Genomic DNA, 21,122 nt, shown 5'->3' with positions numbered 1-21,122 from the left:
GAAGAGCTTTACTGCGAGGGATGTGCTGCTTTACAAGGCGGCGGAGAACTTGCGGCCTTCGGTCAGCATCAGATGGAAATCCGCGGCCGGGACCGGACGCGAGAACAGGTAGCCTTGCAATTCGTTGCAACCGGCTTCCTTGAGGAAGTTGAACTGCGCCATGTTTTCCACGCCTTCGGCGATGACCTTGTGGCGCAGTTGCTTGGCGATGCCGATGATGGCGCTGGCGATGGCGCAATCGTTGGTGTCGTCGGGAATGCCGGTGGTGAATGAACGGTCGATCTTGAGCGTGTTGATCGGAAATCGCTTGAGGTAGGAAAGGCTCGAATAGCCGGTGCCGAAATCGTCGAGCGAAATCGTCACGCCGAGCAAGCAGATTTTTTCCATGATCGAAATCACGCGATCGGTGCTGTGCATCAGCATGCTTTCGGTGATTTCCAGCTCCAGCCATTCACCGGTCAACTGATGCCGGCTCAACGCCGCCCTGACGCGGTCCGGCAGCGAGCGCGTGAATTCGCGCGCCGTCACGTTGATGGCGATGCGGATCGGCTCCAGCCCGAATTCTTTCCATTGGCGCGCCTGCTTGCAGGCGGCTTCCAGCACCCAGTCGCTGAGTTGGACGATCAGGCCGGTCTCTTCTGCGATCGGGATGAAATCGCCCGGCGCCAGCAAGCCGCGCTCCGGATGCTGCCAGCGCACCAGCGCTTCGGCGCCGGTGATGTGGCCTTGTGCGAAGTCGATCTTGGGCTGGTAGTACAGCAGCAATTCGTTGTATTCGAAGGCATGCAGCAAACCGGTTTCGATACGCAGCAAATCCAGGGTATTGCGGTTCATCTCTTCGCTGTAGTACGCGTAGCCGCCTTCGTTGTTTTCGCCGCCCTGCTTGGCGCGGTACATGGCGATGTCGGCCAGGCGCAGCAGGGTTTCGGTGTCGGTGGCGTCTTGCGGATACATGCTGATGCCGATGCTGGCGCCGACGCGCAGCTCATGGCCGTCAATGAAAAACGGTTCGTCAAACAGTGCAATCAGTTTTTGCGCAACGAAGCCGGCATGGTAATCCTTGTCGATGTCGAACAGTGCAATCGCGAATTCATCCGCGCCCAGGCGCGCTACCACGTCTTCGTCGCGCAATGCCTTGCGCAGGCGGATCGCGACTTCGACCAGCAGCATGTCGCCAGCGACATGGCCGAGCGTATCGTTGATCGGCTTGAAGCGATTCAGGTCGATGAACATGATGCAGCCGTAAATACTGTCCTGCTGCGCGGCCAACAGCGCCTGGTCGACCGTGCGCGTGAGCAGCGTGCGGTTGGGCAGGCCGGTCAGCGAATCGTAATAGGCCAGATGGTGAATCAGTTTTTCGGCGTTCTTGCGTTCGGTGATGTCGTTGATATAACCGATCATGCCGATCGGCTGGCCGTGCTGGTCGCGCATGACCGACAGCGACAGACTGGCCCAGAACGCTTCGCCCGACTTCTTGCGGCGACGCACTTCCATCTCGCGTCCACCCTGCGCCAAGAACACGTCATTGAGCGAAGTATCGTCTTCGTCTTCGTTCTCGTACAGGAACAGCACGTTACGGCCGATCGCTTCGATCGCGGTATAGCCGAACAATTGCTCGGCGCCGCGGTTCCAGCTGGTGATGAAGCCGGCCTGGTCCATCGTGATCACCGACTCGTGCATCTGGTTGAGAATCTGCGCCTGCTGCTCGAGCTTGGATTCGATCTGGTCCAGCGCGCGGCTGCGCTTTTCGGTGTCGGCGCGGTTTTGCAGCAGACGGCCGGTCAATGCGGCGAATGAAGTCAGGCGCCCGGCTTCGGCTTCCGTGTAATTCTCGGCCGGATCGGGGAAGAGGTAATGACCGTAGCCCACGCCCTCATGCACCACCGATTGCAGCAATTGCTGCGTGTCGAGGGCATTGGCGACATCGGAAAAATAACGGCCGCCCGGGCGGCCGAGAAAACTCGATACGATGTTGCTTAACGCCTCGTGCAGCGCGATGCCTTCGAGACCCAGCACTGCGTCAAGCAGTGCCGAGCAGCAGGCCAGATCGTTGCTGCTGAGGGTGGCGATCATCGTGTCAGGCCTCGTGACTGACTTTGGAGGCCCAGCGATAGGCCTGGATCAGCGCGCGGCAATAGCCTTCAGGTGTAACGCCGGCCGCAGCCAGATCGGTGTGGCGCAGCGGAATGCGGCCGTATTCGGCGCGTTCCACCACGTCCAGCAGACGACCGAGGCGGCCACGGCGCTGCATCAGCGCGTCGACGATGTCCTGAGGCAGTTTGAGCGGCTCGATGATGAGTCGCAGCGGCATGGTCAGCAATACGTCCAGCAGCGAGAACATGCCGACGATGAAGGCACGGTCCTGCTCGTCGCGATCGCCGTCGATCTGGTGGCACATCGCTTCCATCATGGCGGCGCGTGCGGCGGCGCGCGGCAGCAGCGGATTGGCCGACTCGTCGCCGGGAAAGCGCGCATACAGCAGCAGTTGCAGCCAGCGTTGCAGCTGGCGCCGGCCCAGCAGGTTGATGGCCTGGGTGAAGTTGGTGATGTGCGCCGAGAAGCCGAACGCCGCCGAACTGACCAGTTTGAACAATTGGTACGACAAGGCAGGATCCTGCTTCAGCAGTCCTTCCAGCGCATGCGCGTCGGCGTCGTGCGAGACCAGTTCCAGCAGCTTGACCAGGCGGCCGCGTGAAATCGCATCCTTCTGCGCGACGTTCGACGATGGCAACAAGGGGTATTCGCCGCTGAACCAGCGGAAGCCTTCGGCGCGGCAAGCGTCGAAGTTGACCGGGTCGGGGACGTTTTCCGCCAGGTGCGGACCGCGCATGCGCGTCAGCCAGGGACTTGCATCGGCCGGAATCCCGGCGCTGCAATCGAGCGACAGCGATTCAATGAAATCCGGGAACAAGGCGGTGCGCGGCGGAATGCCGTCGGCGATCAGACCGTAGCCCATCTTCGTGAGGCGTTCCAGCAACGGTTGCCGCGCCGGATCGGCACAATACTCAACCGGCACCCGCAGAATCAGTTGGGTGTCCTTGGGCGGCGCGCCGAATTCGCCGGCGAACTTGTCGGGATTGGGCACCGTGAGGATGCAGGAAAGCCGTCCGAGCGCATCGCCCAGACCGAATTCGTTGAAAAGCCGGGAAAACAGGTCGCAACCGTTCTCATCGAACGGCGATACATGCAACGAGAGCGCCGTCCACAAGTAATGGACGTCTGCAACAGGCTGTAGAAAAACTAAAGGAAAAGGAATGCTTTTATCCTGGACAGCCATTTTGTGTGGAATTGCGGCGAGCGACCGCAATATTTCTAATTAGTTATGAAAAATAAATAAGTAAGTTTCCAAAAAGAATTCTTATCTAAATCCAAATATTCACTAAATATACCTGAGAAAACCGCACTTGCCTAAATGTTCATTCAATCAGGAACATTTCCTGCAGGTCGTTCAGGAAGCGGCGTCCCAGCTCGGTTGGGCGGATGATGGCGTGGTCCCGATACAGCAGGCCTTTTTTCTCTGCGTCATTGAGCGCGGCGTCGATGGCGTTGATGCTCATGCCAGTGCGCTCGTTGAACAGGTTGACCGGAAAACCGTCTTCCAGGCGCAGGGCGTTGAGCATGAACTCGAAGCCCAATGCGTCGCGGCCGATCTCGCCTTCTTCCTGGATGGCGTTGCCGCTGCGCATCTTTTCCATGTAGGTCTGGGGATGTTTGTGGCGCGCCTGGCGCACGATGCGGTGCGGGAAGGACAGCTTGGAATGCGCCCCGGCACCGATGCCGAGATAATCGCCGAACTGCCAGTAATTGAGGTTGTGGCGCGCCTGGCGCTTCGGCTGGGCGTAGGCCGACACTTCGTAGTGCTGATAGCCGGCGGCGCCGGTCAGTTCGGTAATCATGTCCTGCATATCGGCGCTGGTGTCGTCGTCCGGCACCTGCGGCGGGTATTTGGCGAACAGCGTGTTCGGCTCCAGCGTCAGGTGATACAGCGACAGGTGCGGCGGCGCGCAGGCGATGGCGGTCTGGATGTCGCGACGCGCTTCTTCCACACTCTGCGACGGCAAGGCGTACATCAGGTCGAGGTTGAAATTGTCAAAATTGGCGTGGGCGATCTCGACCGCCTTGCGCGCCTGGTCGCCGTCATGGATCCGGCCAAGCGCGGTCAGGTGCGCCGAGTTGAAGCTCTGGATGCCGATCGACAGGCGATTGATGCCGCTGGCGCGATAGGACTTGAATTTCTCGGCTTCAAAGGTGCCAGGATTGGCTTCCATCGTGATTTCGATGTCGATATCCAGCGGCAACAAGGTCCGGATGTCCGACAGCAGGCGGTCGAGCCCGGCCGCCGACAACAGACTGGGCGTACCGCCACCGATGAAGACGGAATAGATCTTGCGGCCCCAGATCAGCGGCAACGCCGACTCCAGGTCAGCGCGCAAAGCATCCAGATAGATGTCTTCCGGAAAGCTGCCCTTCACTTCGTGCGAATTGAAATCGCAGTAGGGGCATTTCTTCACGCACCAAGGAAAATGCACGTACAGCGACAGCGGCGGCAAGGCCGACAGCTGCAGGCTGCCCGGCTTGAGGAAGGCCAGCGCGGCCTGCGCCGGGCCGTCCTGTGATCCGGACCGGGTGGGCAGCGACGACAGGTTGACGCCAACCGGCTTGATCGGAATGATCATCGCAGCTTCTCGACCAGCGCGCGCAAGGCCTGGCCGCGGTGCGAGTGGGCGTTCTTTTCGGCAGCGCTCAGTTCGGCCGCAGTGCGGTTCAGCGCCGGCAACCAGAAATACGGGTCATAGCCGAAGCCGCCCGCGCCGCGCGCTTCCTCGACAATTTCGCCATGCCAGGAGCCGTCGGCGATGACCGGTTGCGGATCGTCGGCGTGACGCACGTAGACCAGTACGCAATAGTAATAGGCCGACTTGTCATCATGACCGGCCAGGTCGGCGATCAACTTGGCGTTGTTGGCGACGTCCGATTTCGGCTCGCCGGCATAGCGTGCCGACCAGACCCCGGGCGCGCCACCCAGGGCGTTGACGCAGACGCCGGAATCGTCCGCCAGCGCAGGCAGGCCGGTGAGGCGCGAGGCGTGACGCGCTTTGGTCAGCGCGTTTTCAACGAAGGTGGCGAAGGGTTCTTCCGCTTCGGGCACATCGAACTCGCCTTGGGGACGCACGTCCAGGCCGATTTCGCCGAGCAAGGCGCCGAATTCGCGGAGTTTTCCGGGGTTATTGGAGGCGAGGACGATTTTTTGGGTCATGACGGATGGATAACTAAAATAACAAGAGATCAAGTAAAAACGCCACGCCCGCAGTGCGGACATGGCATTTCGGGATTGTAAAAGGATTCGGGCGCGGCTGCTGGCCCGACGTCCTTTTTCGCAAGACGAGTGTGCGTCGATTACTTGGCCAGGCCCAAAGTTTCTTTCTGCAAGGCAAGCAGCTCCTTGATGCCCTTGTCGGCGATGTCGAGCAAGCTGTTGAGCGTGGCGCGGTCGAAGGCGGCGCCTTCAGCGGTGCCCTGCACTTCGACGAAATGGCCGGCATCAGTCATGACGACGTTCATGTCGGTGTCGCAATCGGAGTCTTCGACGTAGTCGAGGTCGAGCACCGGAACGCCGCGATAAACGCCGACCGAAATCGCCGCGACGAAATGCTTGAGCGGGATGGCGGTGATCAAGCCGCGACCTTGCAGGACCGAGAACGCGTCGTACGCAGCGACCATGGCGCCGGTAATGGCGGCAGTACGGGTGCCGCCGTCGGCTTGCAGGACGTCGCAATCGAGGTGCAGCGTGCGCTCACCGAAGGCTTCCAGGTCGAACGCAGCGCGCAAGGCGCGGCCGATCAGGCGCTGGATCTCTTGTGTACGGCCGGACTGCTTGCCCTTGGCGGCTTCGCGATCCATGCGCGTGTGCGTCGAGCGCGGCAGCATGCCGTATTCGGCGGTCATCCAGCCCCGCCCTTTACCCTTGAGGAAACCGGGCACCTTTTCTTCGATGCTGGCGGTGCACAGCACGCGGGTGTCGCCGAACTCGACCAGCACGGAGCCTTCGGCATGTTTGGTGTAATGGCGCGTCAGGCGTACGGTGCGCAAATCTGCGGTGGCGCGTCCGCTGGGACGTTGGAATGCGGTCATGGTTTTCCTATGGAATCGGTGGCGGACGCCCTGGCGTCATGTTGGCCGGGCTGAACCGGAGAACAGGTTTTGATGGCGCGCGGCAAGCAAACTTTTTACAATGCGCTATCCAAACCCAAATACAATCACGCCTCATTGAGGTGAGTGCGCTTGAATTTTTACCGGCATTGTCTTGATAAACTGCCGGTTTGTAAAGGAAGCACGCCGTCACCGGCCCTTCCCTGCACACCTTCCCGGTCGCCGGCCACAAGCTGCGCGGCCCGCCATCCGGAGAATCAATTGACCATTTACAGCATGACCGGCTACGCCGTCACCAAACGCGACACCGCCGCCGGCGCCATCACCGTTGAACTCAAGAGCGTCAATTCGCGCTTCCTCGACCTGCAATTCCGCGTCAACGACGACCTGCGCGCGGTCGAACCCGCCATGCGCGAAGCCATCATCAGCAAGCTGGTGCGCGGCAAGGTCGAATGCCGCCTGAGCTTCGGCCGCAAGACCGCCGAAGGCGCCAGCCAGGCACTCAATCAGGCACTGCTGGCGACGATCGCGGAATTGCAAAGCCAGGTGCGCGCGCAATTCATCGACGCCCCGCCGCTGAGCGTGGCCGAACTGCTGCGCTGGCCCGGCGTGATCGAAGAAGCCGAAATCGGCCAGGACACCCTGCAAGCAGACGTGCTGGCGACGCTGCAGCAAACCCTGACCGCCTTCCTCGACAGCCGCGCGCGCGAAGGCGCAGCGCTGCAGGCCGTGCTCGAAACCCGCATCGACGCCATGGAAGCGATCGTCGCGCGCATCACGCCGCTGGTGCCGCAACTGGTGGCGCAATTCCAGCAAAAGGCCACCGAGCGCATGCAGGAAGCATTGGGACTGGCGGGCAAAGACGGCACGGCAGCGTCACTGCCGCGCGAAGAAGTGCTGGAGCGCATCCGCCAGGAAGTCACACTGTACGGTATCCGTATCGACATCGCCGAAGAACTGGCGCGCCTGTCGGCGCATCTGGCCGAGACCCGCCACATCCTGAAAAAAGGCGGCCAGGTCGGCAAGCGCCTGGATTTCATGATGCAGGAGCTCAATCGCGAAGCCAATACGGTCGGCTCCAAGGCCGCCATGAAAGAACTCGCCGATGCGTCGATGGAGTTGAAGCTGCTGATCGACCAGATGCGCGAACAAGTCCAGAACCTCGAATAACCGATCCAGACATTCAGATACGAGAGAGCATTCCATGCCAAACAAGAATCCAACCTCCGGCAGCCTGTTCATGGTCGTGGCGCCGTCCGGCGCCGGCAAATCGACGCTGGTCAACGCCCTGTTGAAGCAAGAGCCCGAAATCAAGCTGTCGATTTCCTACACCACGCGACCGCCGCGTCCGGGCGAGGAACACGGCCGCGAATATTACTTCACGACCGCGGATGATTTTCTCAAGCGTCAGGCCGAAGGTGAATTCCTGGAATGGGCCGAAGTGCACGGCAATTACTACGGCACGTCGCGCCTGATGATCGCCGATCAGATCTCCAACGGCACCGATGTGCTGCTGGAAATCGACTGGCAAGGCGCGCAGCAGGTCAAGAAGCAGTTCTCGAACGCCATCGGTATTTTCATCCTGCCGCCATCGATCGCGGCGCTGGAAGAGCGCCTGAAAAAGCGCGGACAGGACGAACCGCACGTCATCACGCGCCGCATCCTGGCCGCCGGCGGCGAAATCGCTCACTCGCCGGAGTTCGAATATGTTATTATTAATCAAGAGTTTGCAGTCGCTTTGTCGGAATTGACGGCAATTGTGAAAGCAGCGCGTTGCCGTTTCCCGCAACAGGCTGCGCGCAACACCTTCCTGTTCACCCAGCTTGGCATTCATGCCATTACCTGAGGCAACGAGTAAAACGCCCCCAAGGCGCACGACTCCGACCAGATCCGATATGGAATCCGGTTGAACCGGAATCCGCAGAATCATTCAGAATCACCAAGCAACACGAAATCAGGAGTTTTTATGGCCCGTATCACCATCGAAGATTGCCTCAAGCAAATCCCTAACCGCTTCCAGCTGACCCTGGCCGCGACATATCGCGCACGCCAACTGCTGCAAGGCCACACCCCGAAAGTGGACGCCAAGGACAAGCCAACCGTGACAGCCCTGCGTGAAATCGCAGCCGGCAAGGTCGGCATCGAGATGCTGAAAAAAGTGCCTGCCTGAGTTTCACTCTCGTCCATGCTGCCCATAACGCCAACGTATGAGCCTGATTCCCCCAGATTCAACCCTCGGTTCTCCGTTATCAGCAACTAGTACGACTGGCAGCAGCGGTACTACCCGAGCGTCTTCCGGACGCTCGGCGTCAAAACAGAATTCCCAAAACCCTTCCGCAACACCCCCTGCTCCCGCTTTGCACAGCGGCGTGGCGACGTTTACCCATCTGACGCACAAGCTCGAGGAATACCTCACGCCTTCCGAACTGAAGAAGGTCAAGGAAGCCTATCGCTTCTCGGATGAGGCGCACCTGGGCCAGATGCGCAAGTCGGGCGAACCCTACATCTCGCATCCGCTCGCAGTCGCCGAAATCTGCGCCGAGTGGAAGCTCGACGCGCAAGCCATGATGGCGGCGCTGCTGCACGACGTGATGGAAGACCAGGGCGTGCGCAAGGAAGAACTGATCGAGCGCTTCGGTGCGCCCGTGGCCTCGCTGGTCGACGGTTTGTCCAAGCTCGACAAGATCGAATTCCAGAGCCAGATCGAGGCGCAGGCGGAGAATTTCCGCAAGATGCTGCTGGCGATGGCCCGCGACGTGCGCGTGATCCTGATCAAACTGGCCGATCGCCTGCACAACATGCGCACGCTCGGCGCGATGATTCCCGAGAAAAAACGCCGCATCGCCCGCGAGACGATGGAAGTCTATGTGCCGATTGCGCACCGTCTCGGCCTCAACAACATTTACCGCGAGCTGCAGGAACTGTCGTTCTCGCATCTCTACCCGCTGCGCCACAAGACACTGTCGAAGGCGGTCAAGGCTGCACGCGGCAATCGCCGCGAAGTGGTCACCAAGATCCTCGAGTCCGTCACCAGCACGCTGATCGCCGCCGGCATCCCGGCCCAGGTCGACGGCCGCGAAAAGACCCTGTACGGCATCTACCGCAAGATGCGCAACAAGCACCTGACGTTTTCGCAAGTGCTGGACGTCTATGGCTTCCGCGTGGTGGTGGACAGCTTCGCCAATTGCTACGTCGCGCTGGGCACGCTGCATTCGCTGTTCAAGCCAATGCCGGGCAAGTTCAAGGACTACATTGCGATTCCCAAGCTGAACGGTTACCAGTCGTTGCACACCACGCTGATCGGCCCCTACGGCACGCCTGTGGAGTTTCAGATCCGTACGCAGGACATGCATCGCGTGGCTGAATCCGGCGTTGCCGCACACTGGCTGTACAAGGACGACGAAGGCAGCCTGACCGACCTCCAGCAACGTACCCACGCCTGGCTGCAATCGCTGCTGGACATCCAGAAACAGACCGGCGACTCGGCCGAGTTCCTCGAACACGTCAAGGTCGATCTGTTCCCGGACTCGGTCTATGTCTTCACGCCGAAGTCAAAGATCATCGCCCTGCCGCGCGGCGCCACGGCGCTCGACTTTGCCTACAACATCCATACCGACATCGGCGACCAGACCACGTCGGTCGTGATCAACCACGAACCGGCGCCGCTGCGCACCGAACTGCACAACGGCGACATCGTCGAAATCATCACTTCGCCGTCGTCGCGCCCGAGCCCGAACTGGCTCGGTTACGTGCGCACCGGCAAAGCACGTTCGGCGATCCGCCATCGCCTGCGCACCGTCAACCTGGTCGAATCGCAGGCGCTGGGCAAACGCCTGCTGACCAATGCGCTCAACACGCTGGGACTTGATCCGGATCTGCCGACTGTGATCATCGAGCGTCTGCTCAACGAGTCCAGCGCCAAGACCATGGAAGAGCTGTACGCCGACATCGGCATCGGCACGCGCATGGCGCCGCTGGTGGCGCGCCACATCATGGGCATGACCGAAAACGGCGCCGCCGTGCCGCAGCTCGACGTCGAAGGCCACATGTTGCCGAGCAAGCCGGACCCGGTGATCATCACCGGCAACGAAGGCTCGACGGTGCAGCTGGCGGCCTGCTGCCTGCCGATCCCAGGCGACAAACTGATCGGTCATCTGAAACATGACCAGGCGCTGATCGTCCACGTCGACGACTGCGAGACCGCCAAGCGGCATCGCGAGAAAGAACCGGATCGTTGGATCGAAGTCACTTGGGCCGGCGAGCTCAACCGTCGCTTCGAGTGCCGCATCACCATCCTGGCGCATAACCAGAAAGGCACGCTGGCGCGCATCGCCGCCGAAATCGGCGAAGCCGACGCGCATATCGTCTCGGTCAGCATGGACGATGACGGTGATCCGTCGATGAAGCATCTGCGCTTCACTATCCAGGTCGAAGACCGGGTCCACCTTGCCCGCACCATGCGCGGCATCCGCAGCATCGACAGCGTCGCCCGCATCCTGCGTGAGCGCAGCTAGCCGACCTTGTAGAAAACCTTCTCTGCCTGAGCGTTAAGCGGCTTCCGCTTGCGCTTCCGGCACGGCAAACTCCATCCCCCCGCCGCTGTTGCATGCGCCGTGCTTGACTTTCTCCGCGACAAATTCGATCAGCGCGCTGACTGCCAACGACAACTGGCGTCGGTTCGGATACACCGCATACATGCCGCTGATGTCGCGCTGATATTGCGGCAAGATGCTCACCAGCGTGCCGCGCCGCAAGTCTTCCGCCGCCACCATCACCGGCAACAACGCAATGCCCAGCCCGGCGCGCGCCGCACGCAGCAAGCCCTGTGCCGTGTTGATGCACAGGCGCGGTGCCACGCGGATGCTTTCCGCGCCATTGGGTCCTTCCAGCTTCCATAGCGCCGCTTGCGGCGTATTCGACGCGGCCAGGCAGTCGTGTCCGGCCAACGCTTCCAACGACTCCGGTGCGCCACGCCTGACCAGATACGAAGGGCTGGCCAGCAGGCCGCGATGGCTGGCGCCGAGTTTGCGCGCCACCAGGCTGGAATCGGGCAACTGCCCCGCGCGGAAGGCCAGGTCGACGCCCTCGGCGATCAGGTCGACGCGATCGTCGCTGAGCAGGAACTCCAGTTGCACACGTGGATAGCGCTGCATGAATTCCGCCATCCATTCCATGGCGAAGTTGTCGAAAAAGTCCGCCGGCGCGGCCACGCGCAAGACGCCGCCCGGTTCGCGGTTGCCTTCCGACAGGCTGGCGCCGGCGTGCTGGATGTCTTCGATGCCGGGGGCGCAGCGATCGAAGAATTCACGCCCCGCCGCGGTCATGTTCAGTTGCCGCGTGGAGCGTTGCAGCAGACGCACGCCCAGGCTCTCTTCCAGCAATTGCAGACGCCGGCTGATGGTGTTGGAGGGCATGCCGAGGCGGCGGCCGGCAGCGGCAAAGCTGCCGGCGCGCACGACTTCGACGAAGACGGAGATATCGTTCAGATCCAACATGGCATTCATCCTAAAAATGGACTGGTGAAAGCAGATTCTCCCATCTATTGAAGTTATTGGAAAGCCTCTATATTCCTCTCATCGCCATTCAATGCGACCTGATAACCCAAGGCAACTTTCCAAGGAAACAACATGAGCACCCTTCTGCACATCGACTCCAGCGCCCGCTATACCGGCTCCCTCACCCGCCAGCTGAGCGCTGCCTATGTCGAACAATGGCAAGCCAAGAACGCCGGCGGCACGGTCGTCCAGCGCGACCTGGCAAGCCACATCCTGCCGCACATTACCGAGGCCATGATCGGCGCGTATTTCACCCCTGCCGACCAACGCAGTGCGGAACAGCAAGCCATCATCGCCGAATCCGACAAGCTGGTGGACGAACTGGTCGCCGCCGACACCCTGGTCATCGGCGTGCCGATGTACAACTTCGCGCCGCCATCTGCGTTCAAGGCATGGGTTGACCATATCAGCCGCGTCGGCCGCACCTTCTCGTACGGCGCCAATGGTCCGACCGGCCTGCTGAAAGGCAAGCGCGCCATCGTGATCCTGAGCAGCGGCGGCGTCTACTCCGAAGGTCCGGCGCAACCGCTGGATTTCAACGGCACCTACATCCGCAGCGTGCTGGGTTTCCTGGGCATCAGCGATGTGGAACTGATCATCGCCGAAGGCGTGTCGATGGGCGAAGAAAAAGCCAAGCAAACCGTATCGCAGGCGCAGGAAAAGATCAGCGCCCTCGTCTGATCGGATTTCCAAAGACAAAAAAGCCGGATCATCAGATCCGGCTTTTTTACGTCTCCGCCATCTGCATCACCCGGTTCAGGACACGTGCACACTCTTGTGCAAGCGCCGCAAGCCGAACCACACGCCCGCCGCAAACACCGGCACCATCAGTCCTGTGGTGACGTCCGGGTTGATCGGCACGCCGGCCGCCTTGAGCGCCTTGCCGATATAACCGAACAATCCCACCATATAGTAGGAAATCGCCGCCACCGACAAACCCTCGACCGCCTGCTGCAAGCGCAACTGCTGCGCCGCCCGGGCATTCATCGATTCAAGGATCTGGCGGTTCTGCTGCTCTTGTACGATGCCGATGCGTGTGCGCAGCAGATCGTTGGTGTGCGCGATCCGTTCGGCCAAGGCTTTCTGACGATGCGCCACCGACGTGCAGGTATCCATGGCCGGGGCGAGACGACGCTCCATGAATTCGCCGATGGTGGGCACGCCTTCCACGCGCGTTTCGCGCAGCTCTTCAATGCGCGCCTTGACCAAGCGGAAGTAAGCCTGCGACGCCGAAAAGCGGTAGCTGTTTTCCAGCGACATCTTTTCGATGCGCGCCGCCAGTCCGGTGATCTTGCGCAGGATCCGTTCATCCTCGGCATGCCCTGCGCTGGTGTTGCCGCCGCCATGTTCGGCATCGACCATCGCCCCCGTCAGTGTCGCCAGGTCGCTTTCGATGGCGTTGAGCACCGGGCCGGCCTGCAGCGCATGCGGCAAGCCCAGCAAGGCCATCATGCGGTAAGTTTCGATTTCCAGGATGCGCTGCACCAGGCGTCCGCCCTGCAGGTCGCGCAGATCGATGTCGCGCACCACGAAGCGGCTGAAGCCGTCGGCCTGAATCACGAAATCGGTCCAGATCTCTCCACCCTGCAATACCCTGCTGGAAGACAGCAGCTTGCCTTCGAACAGGCGCGCCATGCCGGCGGCGGCGTCATGTGCGGGTGCGCGTTCCAGCACCACATGGGCGGCGACCATGATCTTGCCCTGCAACGCCAGCAGCCACTGCTGCGGCACGTGCCTGAGCGGCGCGGCGGCGAAGGCTTCGTCAGTCGTCAGCGCGGCGTCATGGCTTTGCGCGAAGGTATAGCTGGCGAATTCGGTATGGCACTCCCACTTGAGGCGGAAACGGCCGAAGTCGTGGAAGAAATGCTTGGCGTCCATCCCCGGCGCTGTCACGCCGAAATGCAGGCACAAGTCCGACAGCAAGGCGTGCTGGAAAGCGACGTGGTGGTTGGCGTCGGCCTCGCCCGGGTTGCGCAGGTACACCGCGAGATGCGTCAGGCTCTCCGGCGCGGTCAGGTGCAGGAACGGCCGCGAATGTACTTCTGCGGCGAGGGCCACGCGCTGCGGATGATTCAGGCTGGCGTAAACGATGGACATGGACAGGCCTTTGGCTTAATCGGAAAATTCATCGGAGAAATCAGCAAATCGGAATGGCGTCGCGCTGTAAGACCGTGAAGCAGAATCCGTTCCACGCGCACACTGATGCCAGGCCTGCTGCACGGCCGGCCCGGGAAAACTCAATCCTGGCGCGCCGGATAGCTGACTTCGAGGATGGTCAGTTGCTCCACGCCGGCCGGCGTCTGCAGCGTGACTTCGTCACCTTCGCGCGCCTTGGTCAAGGTGCGCGCCACCGGCGAGATCCAGCTGATCTTGCCGTTGAGCGGATCGAGTTCGTCGATGCCGACGATGGTTACGGTATGTTCGATGCCGTCCTGGTTCTCATAGGTGACGGTGGCGCCGAAAAAGATCTGGTCGTTGCCATGGTGGATGGTCGGATCGACCACTTCGGCGATGTCGAGGCGCTTGGTCAGGAAGCGGATGCGGCGATCAATCTCGCGCAGGCGGCGCTTGCCGTAGATGTAGTCGCCGTTTTCCGAACGGTCGCCGTTGGAGGCTGCCCAATGCACGATGCGCACCACTTCCGGACGGTCGACGTCGATCAGGTGCAGCAGCTCGTCCTTGATGCGCTTGTGCCCCGCCGGCGTCATGTAATTCTTGGTGCCCGCGGGAATGGCCGGCAACGCCAGTTCGTCGTCATCGTCGCCGTCGGATTCTTTTACGAATGCTTTATTCATGTTCTCGCTTGCATACTCCACGTGGTGATGCGGCCTTTCAGCCTGTCCATCATTGTAGCGGTATGTTAAAGTTCCCGAGCGCGCAATTGCACTGCGAGCGCGCTAAAACAGAGCTTCCCGCATAGACTTCTTCCGCCTTTTTCATGACCTCTTCCACGACTCGCTACCGTATCGGCCTGGCCGCCAACCGCGCCCATCAGGACGCCCCCAACTCCGCACTGGTGCAACTGCTCCAGGGTTCGCGCGCGCGCATCGAAGCGCTGCAGCCGGAACTGGTGGTGGTCGGCCGCACCCTTGATGCGATCGGCCAACTCGGCCTGCTGCCGGGCTATCCGCACATCGAGCGCTTTCCTTACGGGCGCCAGGGCGGCCTGATGAAGCTGGTGTCGCGCGTGGTCGACAGCGATCCGGCGCGTACGCTGGACGCCATCATTTACCTGATCGATCCGGTCGATCCATCCTCGACCTTCCCTGAAGCGGTGGCGCTCAAGCGCCAGTGCGTGATCCATGGCAAGCCCTTCCTGTCGACGCTGGCCGGTGCGCAGGAATGGTTCGAGCTGGAAGCGATCGCCGGCGGCGCGGCGCCCGATCCGGCGCTTGACGGCTCATTCAGGCTGGCCGACGAAGGCATCGCCCTGATCGCCCATGATTCGATGAAAACACGCATGCTGGCGCTGGCCGAACGCCATTTCGAGGTGCTCGACAGTTTCGGCTTCCGCTGCGCCACCGGCACCACCGGCGGCCTGCTCAACGAACTCGCGGTCAAGATTAAGGGAGAGGCCGGCCGCAACTGGGTCAAGCCTTTCCTGAGCGGCCCGCTGGGCGGGGACGCCCAGATCGCCGAGCTGATCCTCGAACATGAATGTCGCCGCGTGCTGTTTCTGGAAGATCCGCACGTGGCGCGCCAGCACGAAGCCGATATCCAGTTGCTGGAACGCGCTGCGCGCACCGTGACCGGCTACGCCTCCTGCATGAGCGATGAAAAATGGGGTGATCGCTGGCTCAGCCTGATCAAGCAGCGTCAGGTACGCTGACCCGCGCGATGCGGTCAGGAGATTCCCTGAAGCAAGTCCGGCTTGTTTTTGGCGCGCCCGCCCAACATATGCCTGCAGCGGCCTTCGCGCATCCTTGAGGACTTCCTTGTCGCACAAGATCAGAAAATACCTGCTGGCGCCCTTCGTCTACACGGCGGCGCTGCTGTTGCTGCTGGAAGAATGGCTCTGGAACGCCAGCAAACGCCTGTTCGCCCGCCTGCCGCTGATCCCTTTCGTGGCGCGCCTGGAAGCCTGGATAGCGGGCGTTCCTCCCTACGTGGCGTTGACCATCTTTGTACTGCCCAGCCTGCTGTTGCTCCCCGTCAAAATCCTGGCCCTGATGTCGATCGCCCACGGCCATCCGACATTGGGCCTGGTCATCATCGTCAGCGCCAAGGTGCTCGGCACTGCATTGGTGGCGCGCCTGTACACGCTGACGCAACAAGCCTTGCTGTCGCTACCCTGGTTCGCCCGCTACCGCGACATCGTGTTGCGCTTCAAGGACCGCATGATTGCGCAACTGCGTGCGACGCAGGCGTGGCAGCAGGTCGAAGCCGGCCTCGCTGTTTTCAAGGCGGCGCGGCGGCGCTGGTGGGCATCGGTCAAGGAGCGTTGGGGCGGTCGTAATGGCCGCCGCGGCCAGGGCAACCGCCTGGCGCGCATGATAAAAAAATACGCCGCTAGGCGGCGTGATCGGGAATAAACGATAACTGCGAGCAATAACTGCGAGCAATAACCGCAGAAAGTGAAAATGAAACCGCCGACATGGCGTCGGCGGCGCTTTGAATCAAATGCTCAACTGATCAGCTGTCCTGCTCGGCAACGTCGCCGGCACCGGCTTCCGCTTCGACTTTCTTCTCGGGCGCGTGTCCCATGTTGGTGGAAATGTTGTTGCCCCATTCGAACGCCTGGGTTTCCAGTTCGTAGAAATCTTCGGCGCTCAGTTGCAGTCCGTCGAGCAACTCCTTCATCTGCTCCGGCGTCTTGTCGGCTTTCTCGGTAGCTTCTGCCAATTGCAGGATCTCACCGTAGAAGCCGGTGCGGAACAGCAGCGCATCGCGGATTTCTGCACTCACCGTGATCTGCGTGAGGATGGCTTCCATCGGCATGCCGAACAAGGCGTCCACCAGCGACATGATGCCGACGGTGAAGGCGATCTCGGACATCTTGCGACGACCGGGACGGATTCTTTCGGTGATCAGCTCCAGCATCTTGCCGCGCGTTGCCGCCAAGATCAGCAACGGCGACAGCGTGTGCGCCTTGTCCTTCTCGGTATTGGCGAACAGCAGGATCTGCATCCAGCGCTTGAGCTGGCGACGACCCAGCACGATCAGCGCCTGGCCGAGCGAATCGATGTGCTTCATGAAACCGTACACGGGCGTATTCACCAGGCGCAGCAGCGTCAGGCTCAGCGCCACGTCGCGCTTGATGTAGCGCACGATCTCGCCGTTGTCGACGTTGCGCACCAGCAGCGTCAGAATGTGCATGATGACGATCTTGGACGCTTCCAGTTTCTTGCCCTGCAGGATCACGGGCTTGGCGAAGTAATAGCCCTGGAAGTAGTCGAAACCGAAAGTCACGCAATCGCGGAATTGTTCGACCGTCTCGACCTTTTCGGCCAGCAGCATCTTCTGTGCGCGCTTGAAATGCACGCTCAGCTTGAGCAGCTTGCTGGCGTCCACTTCCATCACGTCAATCTTGATGATCTTGACCAGCGGCAGGAGCTGGGCGATATCTTCCGACTCGGTGATGACGTCGTCCAGAGCGAACACATAGCCGGCGCGCACCAGTTCGTTGACGCGCTTGACCAGTTCGGGAGTGACCTTGACGGTTTCAAGGATTTCCAGCACGACCTTGTCGGCCGGCAGGAAATTGATGAAGTCGCTCATCAGCACGGTAGCGTCGACGTTGATGAAGCCGTGCAGGCTGCCGATCACATTGTTGAGACCGAGTTCCGACGCGTGCGCAATGACCGAGGCAGTGGCCGAAACATCGTCGTTGACGTTGGCCGGACCGAACGCGGCGTTGCGGAACAGCAGCTCGTAACCGATCAGCTCCTGCTCGCGGTTGAGGATCGGCTGTCGAGCCAGGAAAAAATCATGGGCGTGATGCGCTGGGGGCGCCGGGGCAGCGGCGTCGTGATCAGGAGACGGTTCGGTCATGATTTCTTGTTTTAAATAACCCCGGCACTTTTGGCAGACATGGAATCTTTGGCATGACCTTCTATTGTATGCCCTGATGCATTGCCGATACCAGAAAACATTTCACGGATGAGACGGCGGCAAAAACTGCCGGCGCAAGCCTCGTCAGTACGATACATTCAAGCCTCTCCCGATTCCAGCAGGAAACCGGCGCCGCTGTCGCGACCCAGCACCTTCACCAGGTACGGCATGACTTCTTTCAGCGTCGCCAATAGCGTCCACGGCGGATTCAACACGAACATGCCGCTGGTGTGCAGGCCGAAACCATCCGGCGACGGCGAGCTGATCGACAGCGTGACGTTGATCCAGCTCTTGGCGCCAAGGCGCTTGAGACGGTCGGAAAACTGTTTGGATTCAATCCGCTGCAGCACAGGATACCAGACCGCATAGGTGCCGGTCGGGAAGCGCACCAGCGCATCCTGCAGGGCTTCCTTGACCTTCTGGTAGTCGCGCTTGTCTTCGTAAGGCGGATCGATGAGCACCAGCGCGCGCCGCGACGGCGGCGGCAGCAAGGCCTTGAGGGCGAGGAAACCGTCGCCGCGCTCCATCATCACGCGCTTGCCGCGCGAAGTCGGGCGCTTGCCCTGCTCTGCAGCGTGCGCATCAAGTTTGCGGAAATTGTCGGCCAGGATCTTGCTTTCGGTCGTATGCAGCTCGAACAGGCGCAGACGATCCTGCTCCCGCATGACCTGATTGGCGCAATACGGCGAGCCCGGGTAATAACGCATCTTGCCGCTGGGATTGAGGTCTTTCACCAGTTGCACGTACTCGGCAACGGCTTCGGGCAGATCGGTGCGATCCCACAGCGGGCCGATGCCGGTTTCGTATTCAGCGTTCTTGCTGGCGTAGTTCCCGTCCAGCGCATAGACGCCTCCGCCGGCATGGGTGTCGACCACCATGTAGGGAGTGTCTTTCTGGCCGAGATAACGCATCAACTGGATCGTCACCATGTGCTTGAGCACATCAGCGTGATTGCCAGCGTGGAAGGCATGGCGGTAACTCAGCATAAAATCGTTCGAATCCCTGAAATGGTGGTGGCCGTTGCCGGCTATGGCAGTGCTTGTACCAAAATCACACGTAACTGTTGTGAGTCTGGTAGTTTTTCACATTTAATTTCACATTCTAACAAGGTTGCCTGCCGAATAGTCGCCCGGGCCTCGAATGTTACAAAGCCATCAACAGTTTTCAGAACAACCTACTCGCCAGAACGGTCAAGCCTAAAGTACGCATCCAGCAACGAGGTTTTGAACACCACGCCCAGCAGGCGCGGGTCTTCCGTGCTGGAAATCACCGGCAGACGTTCGCCCTGGTGATCAAGGAAGAGTTGCAGGGCCTCTCCCAGCGACATGTCCGGCGTGACCTCGTGCAAGAAGTGGGTACGCATGAAATCTCCCGCGCATTTTGCCCCGATGTTGTCCTTGTCGAGCAGCAACGAGGTCACGTCCTGCAAGGCCACCACTCCCAGATAGCGATTCTCCTGATCGGTGATGTAGATGTATTTGACCGGATACTGCAGGAAGATGCGGGTCACTTCGGAGAACGGCGCATCCTTGTGCAACACCGTTTCTGCGGGCTTGATCAGTTCGCTCATGTGAGTGCCGCGCAGGCGGATGCGTTCGGCCGCGTCGCGGTGGCGCTTGAGCGTGATTTCATACATCGAATTGCCATCCAGGCTGCGCGCGATGACATACGCCACCACACACGACAGCATCAACGGCAGCACCACCTGGTAGCTCAGCGTCATCTCGAAGATCATCAGGATCGCCATCAGCGGCGCATTGGTCGCGGCAGCCAGGAACGCGCCCATGCCCACCATGGCATACGCGAACGGCTGCGAAATCGCATGCGGCCACAAGGTGTGCGCCATGTCGCCGAACAGGAAACCGATGGCCGCGCCGACGAACAAGGTCGGCGTGAAAATCCCGCCGACTGCGCCCGAGCCGGTGGTCAGCGCCGTCGCGACGATCTTGTAGATCATCACGATCAGCACCGTCGACCACAGCCAGTCGGTGTGCAGCAGCGAATTGACCACGCTGTAGCCGTTTCCCCACACTTCCGGCACCCGCACCGACAGCAAACCCACCAGCAAGCCGCCCAGTCCCAGTCTCAGCGGCAACGGCAGGCGTGTTTTCTGAAACAAGGTCTTGCTCAATTCGAGCAGGCGCAGGAATTGCGGCGCCAGCAGTCCGGCGATCACGCCCAGCACGACGAACAGGATGATTTCGACACCTGCCACTTCGGGAAAATACGGCATCTCGTACGCCGGCTTGTAGCCCGGCAGCTCGCGCATGGTGATGTTGGCCACCACCGACGCCACGACCACCGGGCCGAAGCTTTCCATGACCAGCGCGCCGAGCACGATTTCAGTGACGAAGAAGGCGCCCGCGATCGGCGCGTTGTAGGCGGAGGTAATCCCGGCAGCGGCGCCGCAGGCCACCAGCAGGCGCATGCGCGAGGACGGGAAATGGGCGAAGCGGCCGACCAGCGAAGCGCACAAGGCGGCCAGTTGCACCATCGGCCCTTCCCGCCCGATCGAGCCGCCCGAGCCTACCGTGGCCAGCGACGACAGGCTGCGCAGCAAGGTGTGGCGAATCGGGATCTGGCCGTCGCCGATGGCCACGGCCTCCATGTAATCCGAGGTGGCGCCGGCCGGCATGCGTTTGGCCCAGATCAGGATCAGCCCGGCCACCACGCCGCCGCAGGTCGGCAACAGCACGCGCATCTGCCAGGACAGGCCTTTGGCGATTTCGACGAAACTACCGCTATGACCGGTCAGCAGGTATTGCACGGCATCGATGCATTCGCGGAAACCGATCGTCGCCAGCGAGCCGACGAAGCCGACCACGGCCGCCCACAGCAGCATCGCATGGCTCTCGGACATGCGCAGCCAGGTTTGCAGGCGGAACCGGTATTTGAGGAGAGTGTTGCGCATCGGACCGCGTTCAGTCCTTGCCGACGATCAGGGATTGCAGGTGCTGCATGTCTTTTTCGATGGCGCTGTCGGCCTTCTTTTGCATGCGCTGGTAGCAGGCCACCACCTCGCGCGCCAGCGCGGTGATGCTGGCGCCGCCGCCCTTGGCGCCGCCGGTCGCAGTCTCCACCAGCGGCTGATTGAAGCAGCGATTCATTTCTTCGACCAGCAACCAGGCGCGCCGGTATGACATTTCCATTTCCCGCGCCGCCCCGGAAATCGACCCCGTGCGGTCTATCGCCAGCAGCAAGGCGGCTTTGCCGGGGCCGAAGGCGATCGTGTCGCCCTGCATCACGCGCAATCGTACGGTTTTGGAATTTGTCATGACCGCGATTGTAGCAAGGGCTCCGGGCAAATTACATGTATATGCGACAGCGAATTGACTATCGTTATATCCTTACGTATATTCCGACCAG

General features: G+C 61.0%; 20 protein-coding genes. 7 read left to right on the top strand and 13 right to left on the bottom strand.

Annotation, left to right across the window (positions count from 1 at the left end; translation table 11 throughout):
• Positions 1-30: 30 nt before the first annotated feature.
• The 5 genes from ACIROW_RS00365 to rph form a co-directional block, all read right to left on the bottom strand.
• A complete protein-coding gene (locus ACIROW_RS00365; protein WP_402270687.1) occupies positions 31-2,073 on the bottom strand; it encodes a putative bifunctional diguanylate cyclase/phosphodiesterase in 2,043 nt (680 codons plus the stop codon).
• 4 nt (positions 2,074-2,077) lie between these two features.
• Positions 2,078-3,277 carry an HDOD domain-containing protein gene (locus tag ACIROW_RS00360; protein ID WP_402270685.1) on the bottom strand — a complete coding sequence of 400 codons (1,200 nt, stop codon included), beginning with the start codon at positions 3,275-3,277 and terminating at the stop codon, positions 2,078-2,080.
• A gap of 139 nt (positions 3,278-3,416) precedes the next feature.
• The gene (gene hemW, locus ACIROW_RS00355) at positions 3,417-4,673 is read right to left on the bottom strand and encodes a radical SAM family heme chaperone HemW (RefSeq protein WP_402272414.1); all 1,257 of its coding nucleotides are present in this window, start codon (positions 4,671-4,673) and stop codon (positions 3,417-3,419) included.
• Entirely contained in the window at positions 4,673-5,257 is a 585-nt protein-coding gene (rdgB, locus tag ACIROW_RS00350) for an RdgB/HAM1 family non-canonical purine NTP pyrophosphatase (protein ID WP_402270682.1), read from the bottom strand. The genes hemW and rdgB overlap by 1 nt, the downstream gene beginning before the upstream one ends.
• 140 nt (positions 5,258-5,397) lie before the next feature.
• Positions 5,398-6,132, bottom strand: coding sequence for a ribonuclease PH (gene rph / locus ACIROW_RS00345; RefSeq protein WP_402270679.1), 735 nt, complete (start codon positions 6,130-6,132; stop codon positions 5,398-5,400).
• Positions 6,133-6,411: 279 nt separating this feature from the next.
• Here rph and ACIROW_RS00340 point away from each other — a divergent pair, with 279 nt between their 5' ends.
• From ACIROW_RS00340 to ACIROW_RS00325, 4 genes are all read left to right on the top strand, one after another.
• Positions 6,412-7,320, top strand: coding sequence for a YicC/YloC family endoribonuclease (locus tag ACIROW_RS00340; RefSeq protein WP_402270677.1), 909 nt, complete (start codon positions 6,412-6,414; stop codon positions 7,318-7,320).
• Between the two features lie 34 nt (positions 7,321-7,354).
• Entirely contained in the window at positions 7,355-7,996 is a 642-nt protein-coding gene (gene gmk / locus ACIROW_RS00335) for a guanylate kinase (protein ID WP_265213242.1), read from the top strand.
• 120 nt (positions 7,997-8,116) lie between these two features.
• Positions 8,117-8,320 carry a DNA-directed RNA polymerase subunit omega gene (rpoZ, locus tag ACIROW_RS00330; protein ID WP_007881846.1) on the top strand — a complete coding sequence of 68 codons (204 nt, stop codon included), beginning with the start codon at positions 8,117-8,119 and terminating at the stop codon, positions 8,318-8,320.
• Between the two features lie 37 nt (positions 8,321-8,357).
• On the top strand, positions 8,358-10,664 hold the full coding sequence (locus tag ACIROW_RS00325; protein WP_402270675.1) for a RelA/SpoT family protein: 2,307 nt from the start codon (positions 8,358-8,360) through the stop codon (positions 10,662-10,664).
• 33 nt (positions 10,665-10,697) lie between these two features.
• Here the strand turns inward: ACIROW_RS00325 and ACIROW_RS00320 are convergent, their stop codons facing one another.
• Positions 10,698-11,645, bottom strand: a complete 948-nt coding sequence (locus ACIROW_RS00320; RefSeq protein WP_402270672.1) for a LysR family transcriptional regulator — start codon at positions 11,643-11,645, stop codon at positions 10,698-10,700.
• A 132-nt stretch (positions 11,646-11,777) separates the two neighbouring features.
• Here ACIROW_RS00320 and ACIROW_RS00315 point away from each other — a divergent pair, with 132 nt between their 5' ends.
• A complete protein-coding gene (locus ACIROW_RS00315; RefSeq protein ID WP_402270670.1) occupies positions 11,778-12,386 on the top strand; it encodes an FMN-dependent NADH-azoreductase in 609 nt (202 codons plus the stop codon).
• 75 nt (positions 12,387-12,461) lie between these two features.
• On the opposite strand, the gene ACIROW_RS00310 is transcribed toward ACIROW_RS00315, so the two are convergent.
• Both ACIROW_RS00310 and greB read right to left on the bottom strand, forming a co-directional pair.
• Positions 12,462-13,802: a DUF3422 family protein gene (locus ACIROW_RS00310; protein WP_402270668.1), complete on the bottom strand. Its 1,341-nt coding sequence runs from the start codon at positions 13,800-13,802 to the stop codon at positions 12,462-12,464.
• Between the two features lie 140 nt (positions 13,803-13,942).
• Positions 13,943-14,500: a transcription elongation factor GreB gene (greB, locus tag ACIROW_RS00305; RefSeq protein WP_402270665.1), complete on the bottom strand. Its 558-nt coding sequence runs from the start codon at positions 14,498-14,500 to the stop codon at positions 13,943-13,945.
• A gap of 143 nt (positions 14,501-14,643) precedes the next feature.
• Here greB and ACIROW_RS00300 point away from each other — a divergent pair, with 143 nt between their 5' ends.
• Both ACIROW_RS00300 and ACIROW_RS00295 read left to right on the top strand, forming a co-directional pair.
• Entirely contained in the window at positions 14,644-15,534 is an 891-nt protein-coding gene (locus ACIROW_RS00300) for a methylglyoxal synthase (protein WP_402270663.1), read from the top strand.
• 106 nt (positions 15,535-15,640) lie between these two features.
• Entirely contained in the window at positions 15,641-16,237 is a 597-nt protein-coding gene (locus ACIROW_RS00295; protein ID WP_402270661.1) for a hypothetical protein, read from the top strand.
• Between the two features lie 100 nt (positions 16,238-16,337).
• Here the strand turns inward: ACIROW_RS00295 and ACIROW_RS00290 are convergent, their stop codons facing one another.
• The 5 genes from ACIROW_RS00290 to ACIROW_RS00270 form a co-directional block, all read right to left on the bottom strand.
• Entirely contained in the window at positions 16,338-17,696 is a 1,359-nt protein-coding gene (locus tag ACIROW_RS00290) for an EAL and HDOD domain-containing protein (RefSeq protein WP_402270658.1), read from the bottom strand.
• Positions 17,697-17,707: 11 nt separating this feature from the next.
• Entirely contained in the window at positions 17,708-17,854 is a 147-nt protein-coding gene (locus ACIROW_RS00285; protein WP_402270656.1) for a hypothetical protein, read from the bottom strand.
• The gene (locus ACIROW_RS00280; protein WP_402270653.1) at positions 17,855-18,742 is read right to left on the bottom strand and encodes a 23S rRNA (adenine(2030)-N(6))-methyltransferase RlmJ; all 888 of its coding nucleotides are present in this window, start codon (positions 18,740-18,742) and stop codon (positions 17,855-17,857) included. It abuts the gene before it with no gap.
• A gap of 188 nt (positions 18,743-18,930) precedes the next feature.
• Positions 18,931-20,667: a ClcB-like voltage-gated chloride channel protein gene (locus ACIROW_RS00275; protein WP_402270651.1), complete on the bottom strand. Its 1,737-nt coding sequence runs from the start codon at positions 20,665-20,667 to the stop codon at positions 18,931-18,933.
• 10 nt (positions 20,668-20,677) lie between these two features.
• Entirely contained in the window at positions 20,678-21,031 is a 354-nt protein-coding gene (locus ACIROW_RS00270) for a winged helix-turn-helix domain-containing protein (protein WP_402270648.1), read from the bottom strand.
• Positions 21,032-21,122: the final 91 nt, after the last annotated feature.

Origin of the sequence: Herbaspirillum sp. NPDC101397, assembly GCF_044767325.1 — a bacterium.
GTDB lineage: Bacteria > Pseudomonadota > Gammaproteobacteria > Burkholderiales > Burkholderiaceae_D > Herbaspirillum.
Note: the sequence above shows the minus strand (reverse complement) of the source record. Positions and strands in the feature narration are given on the sequence as shown.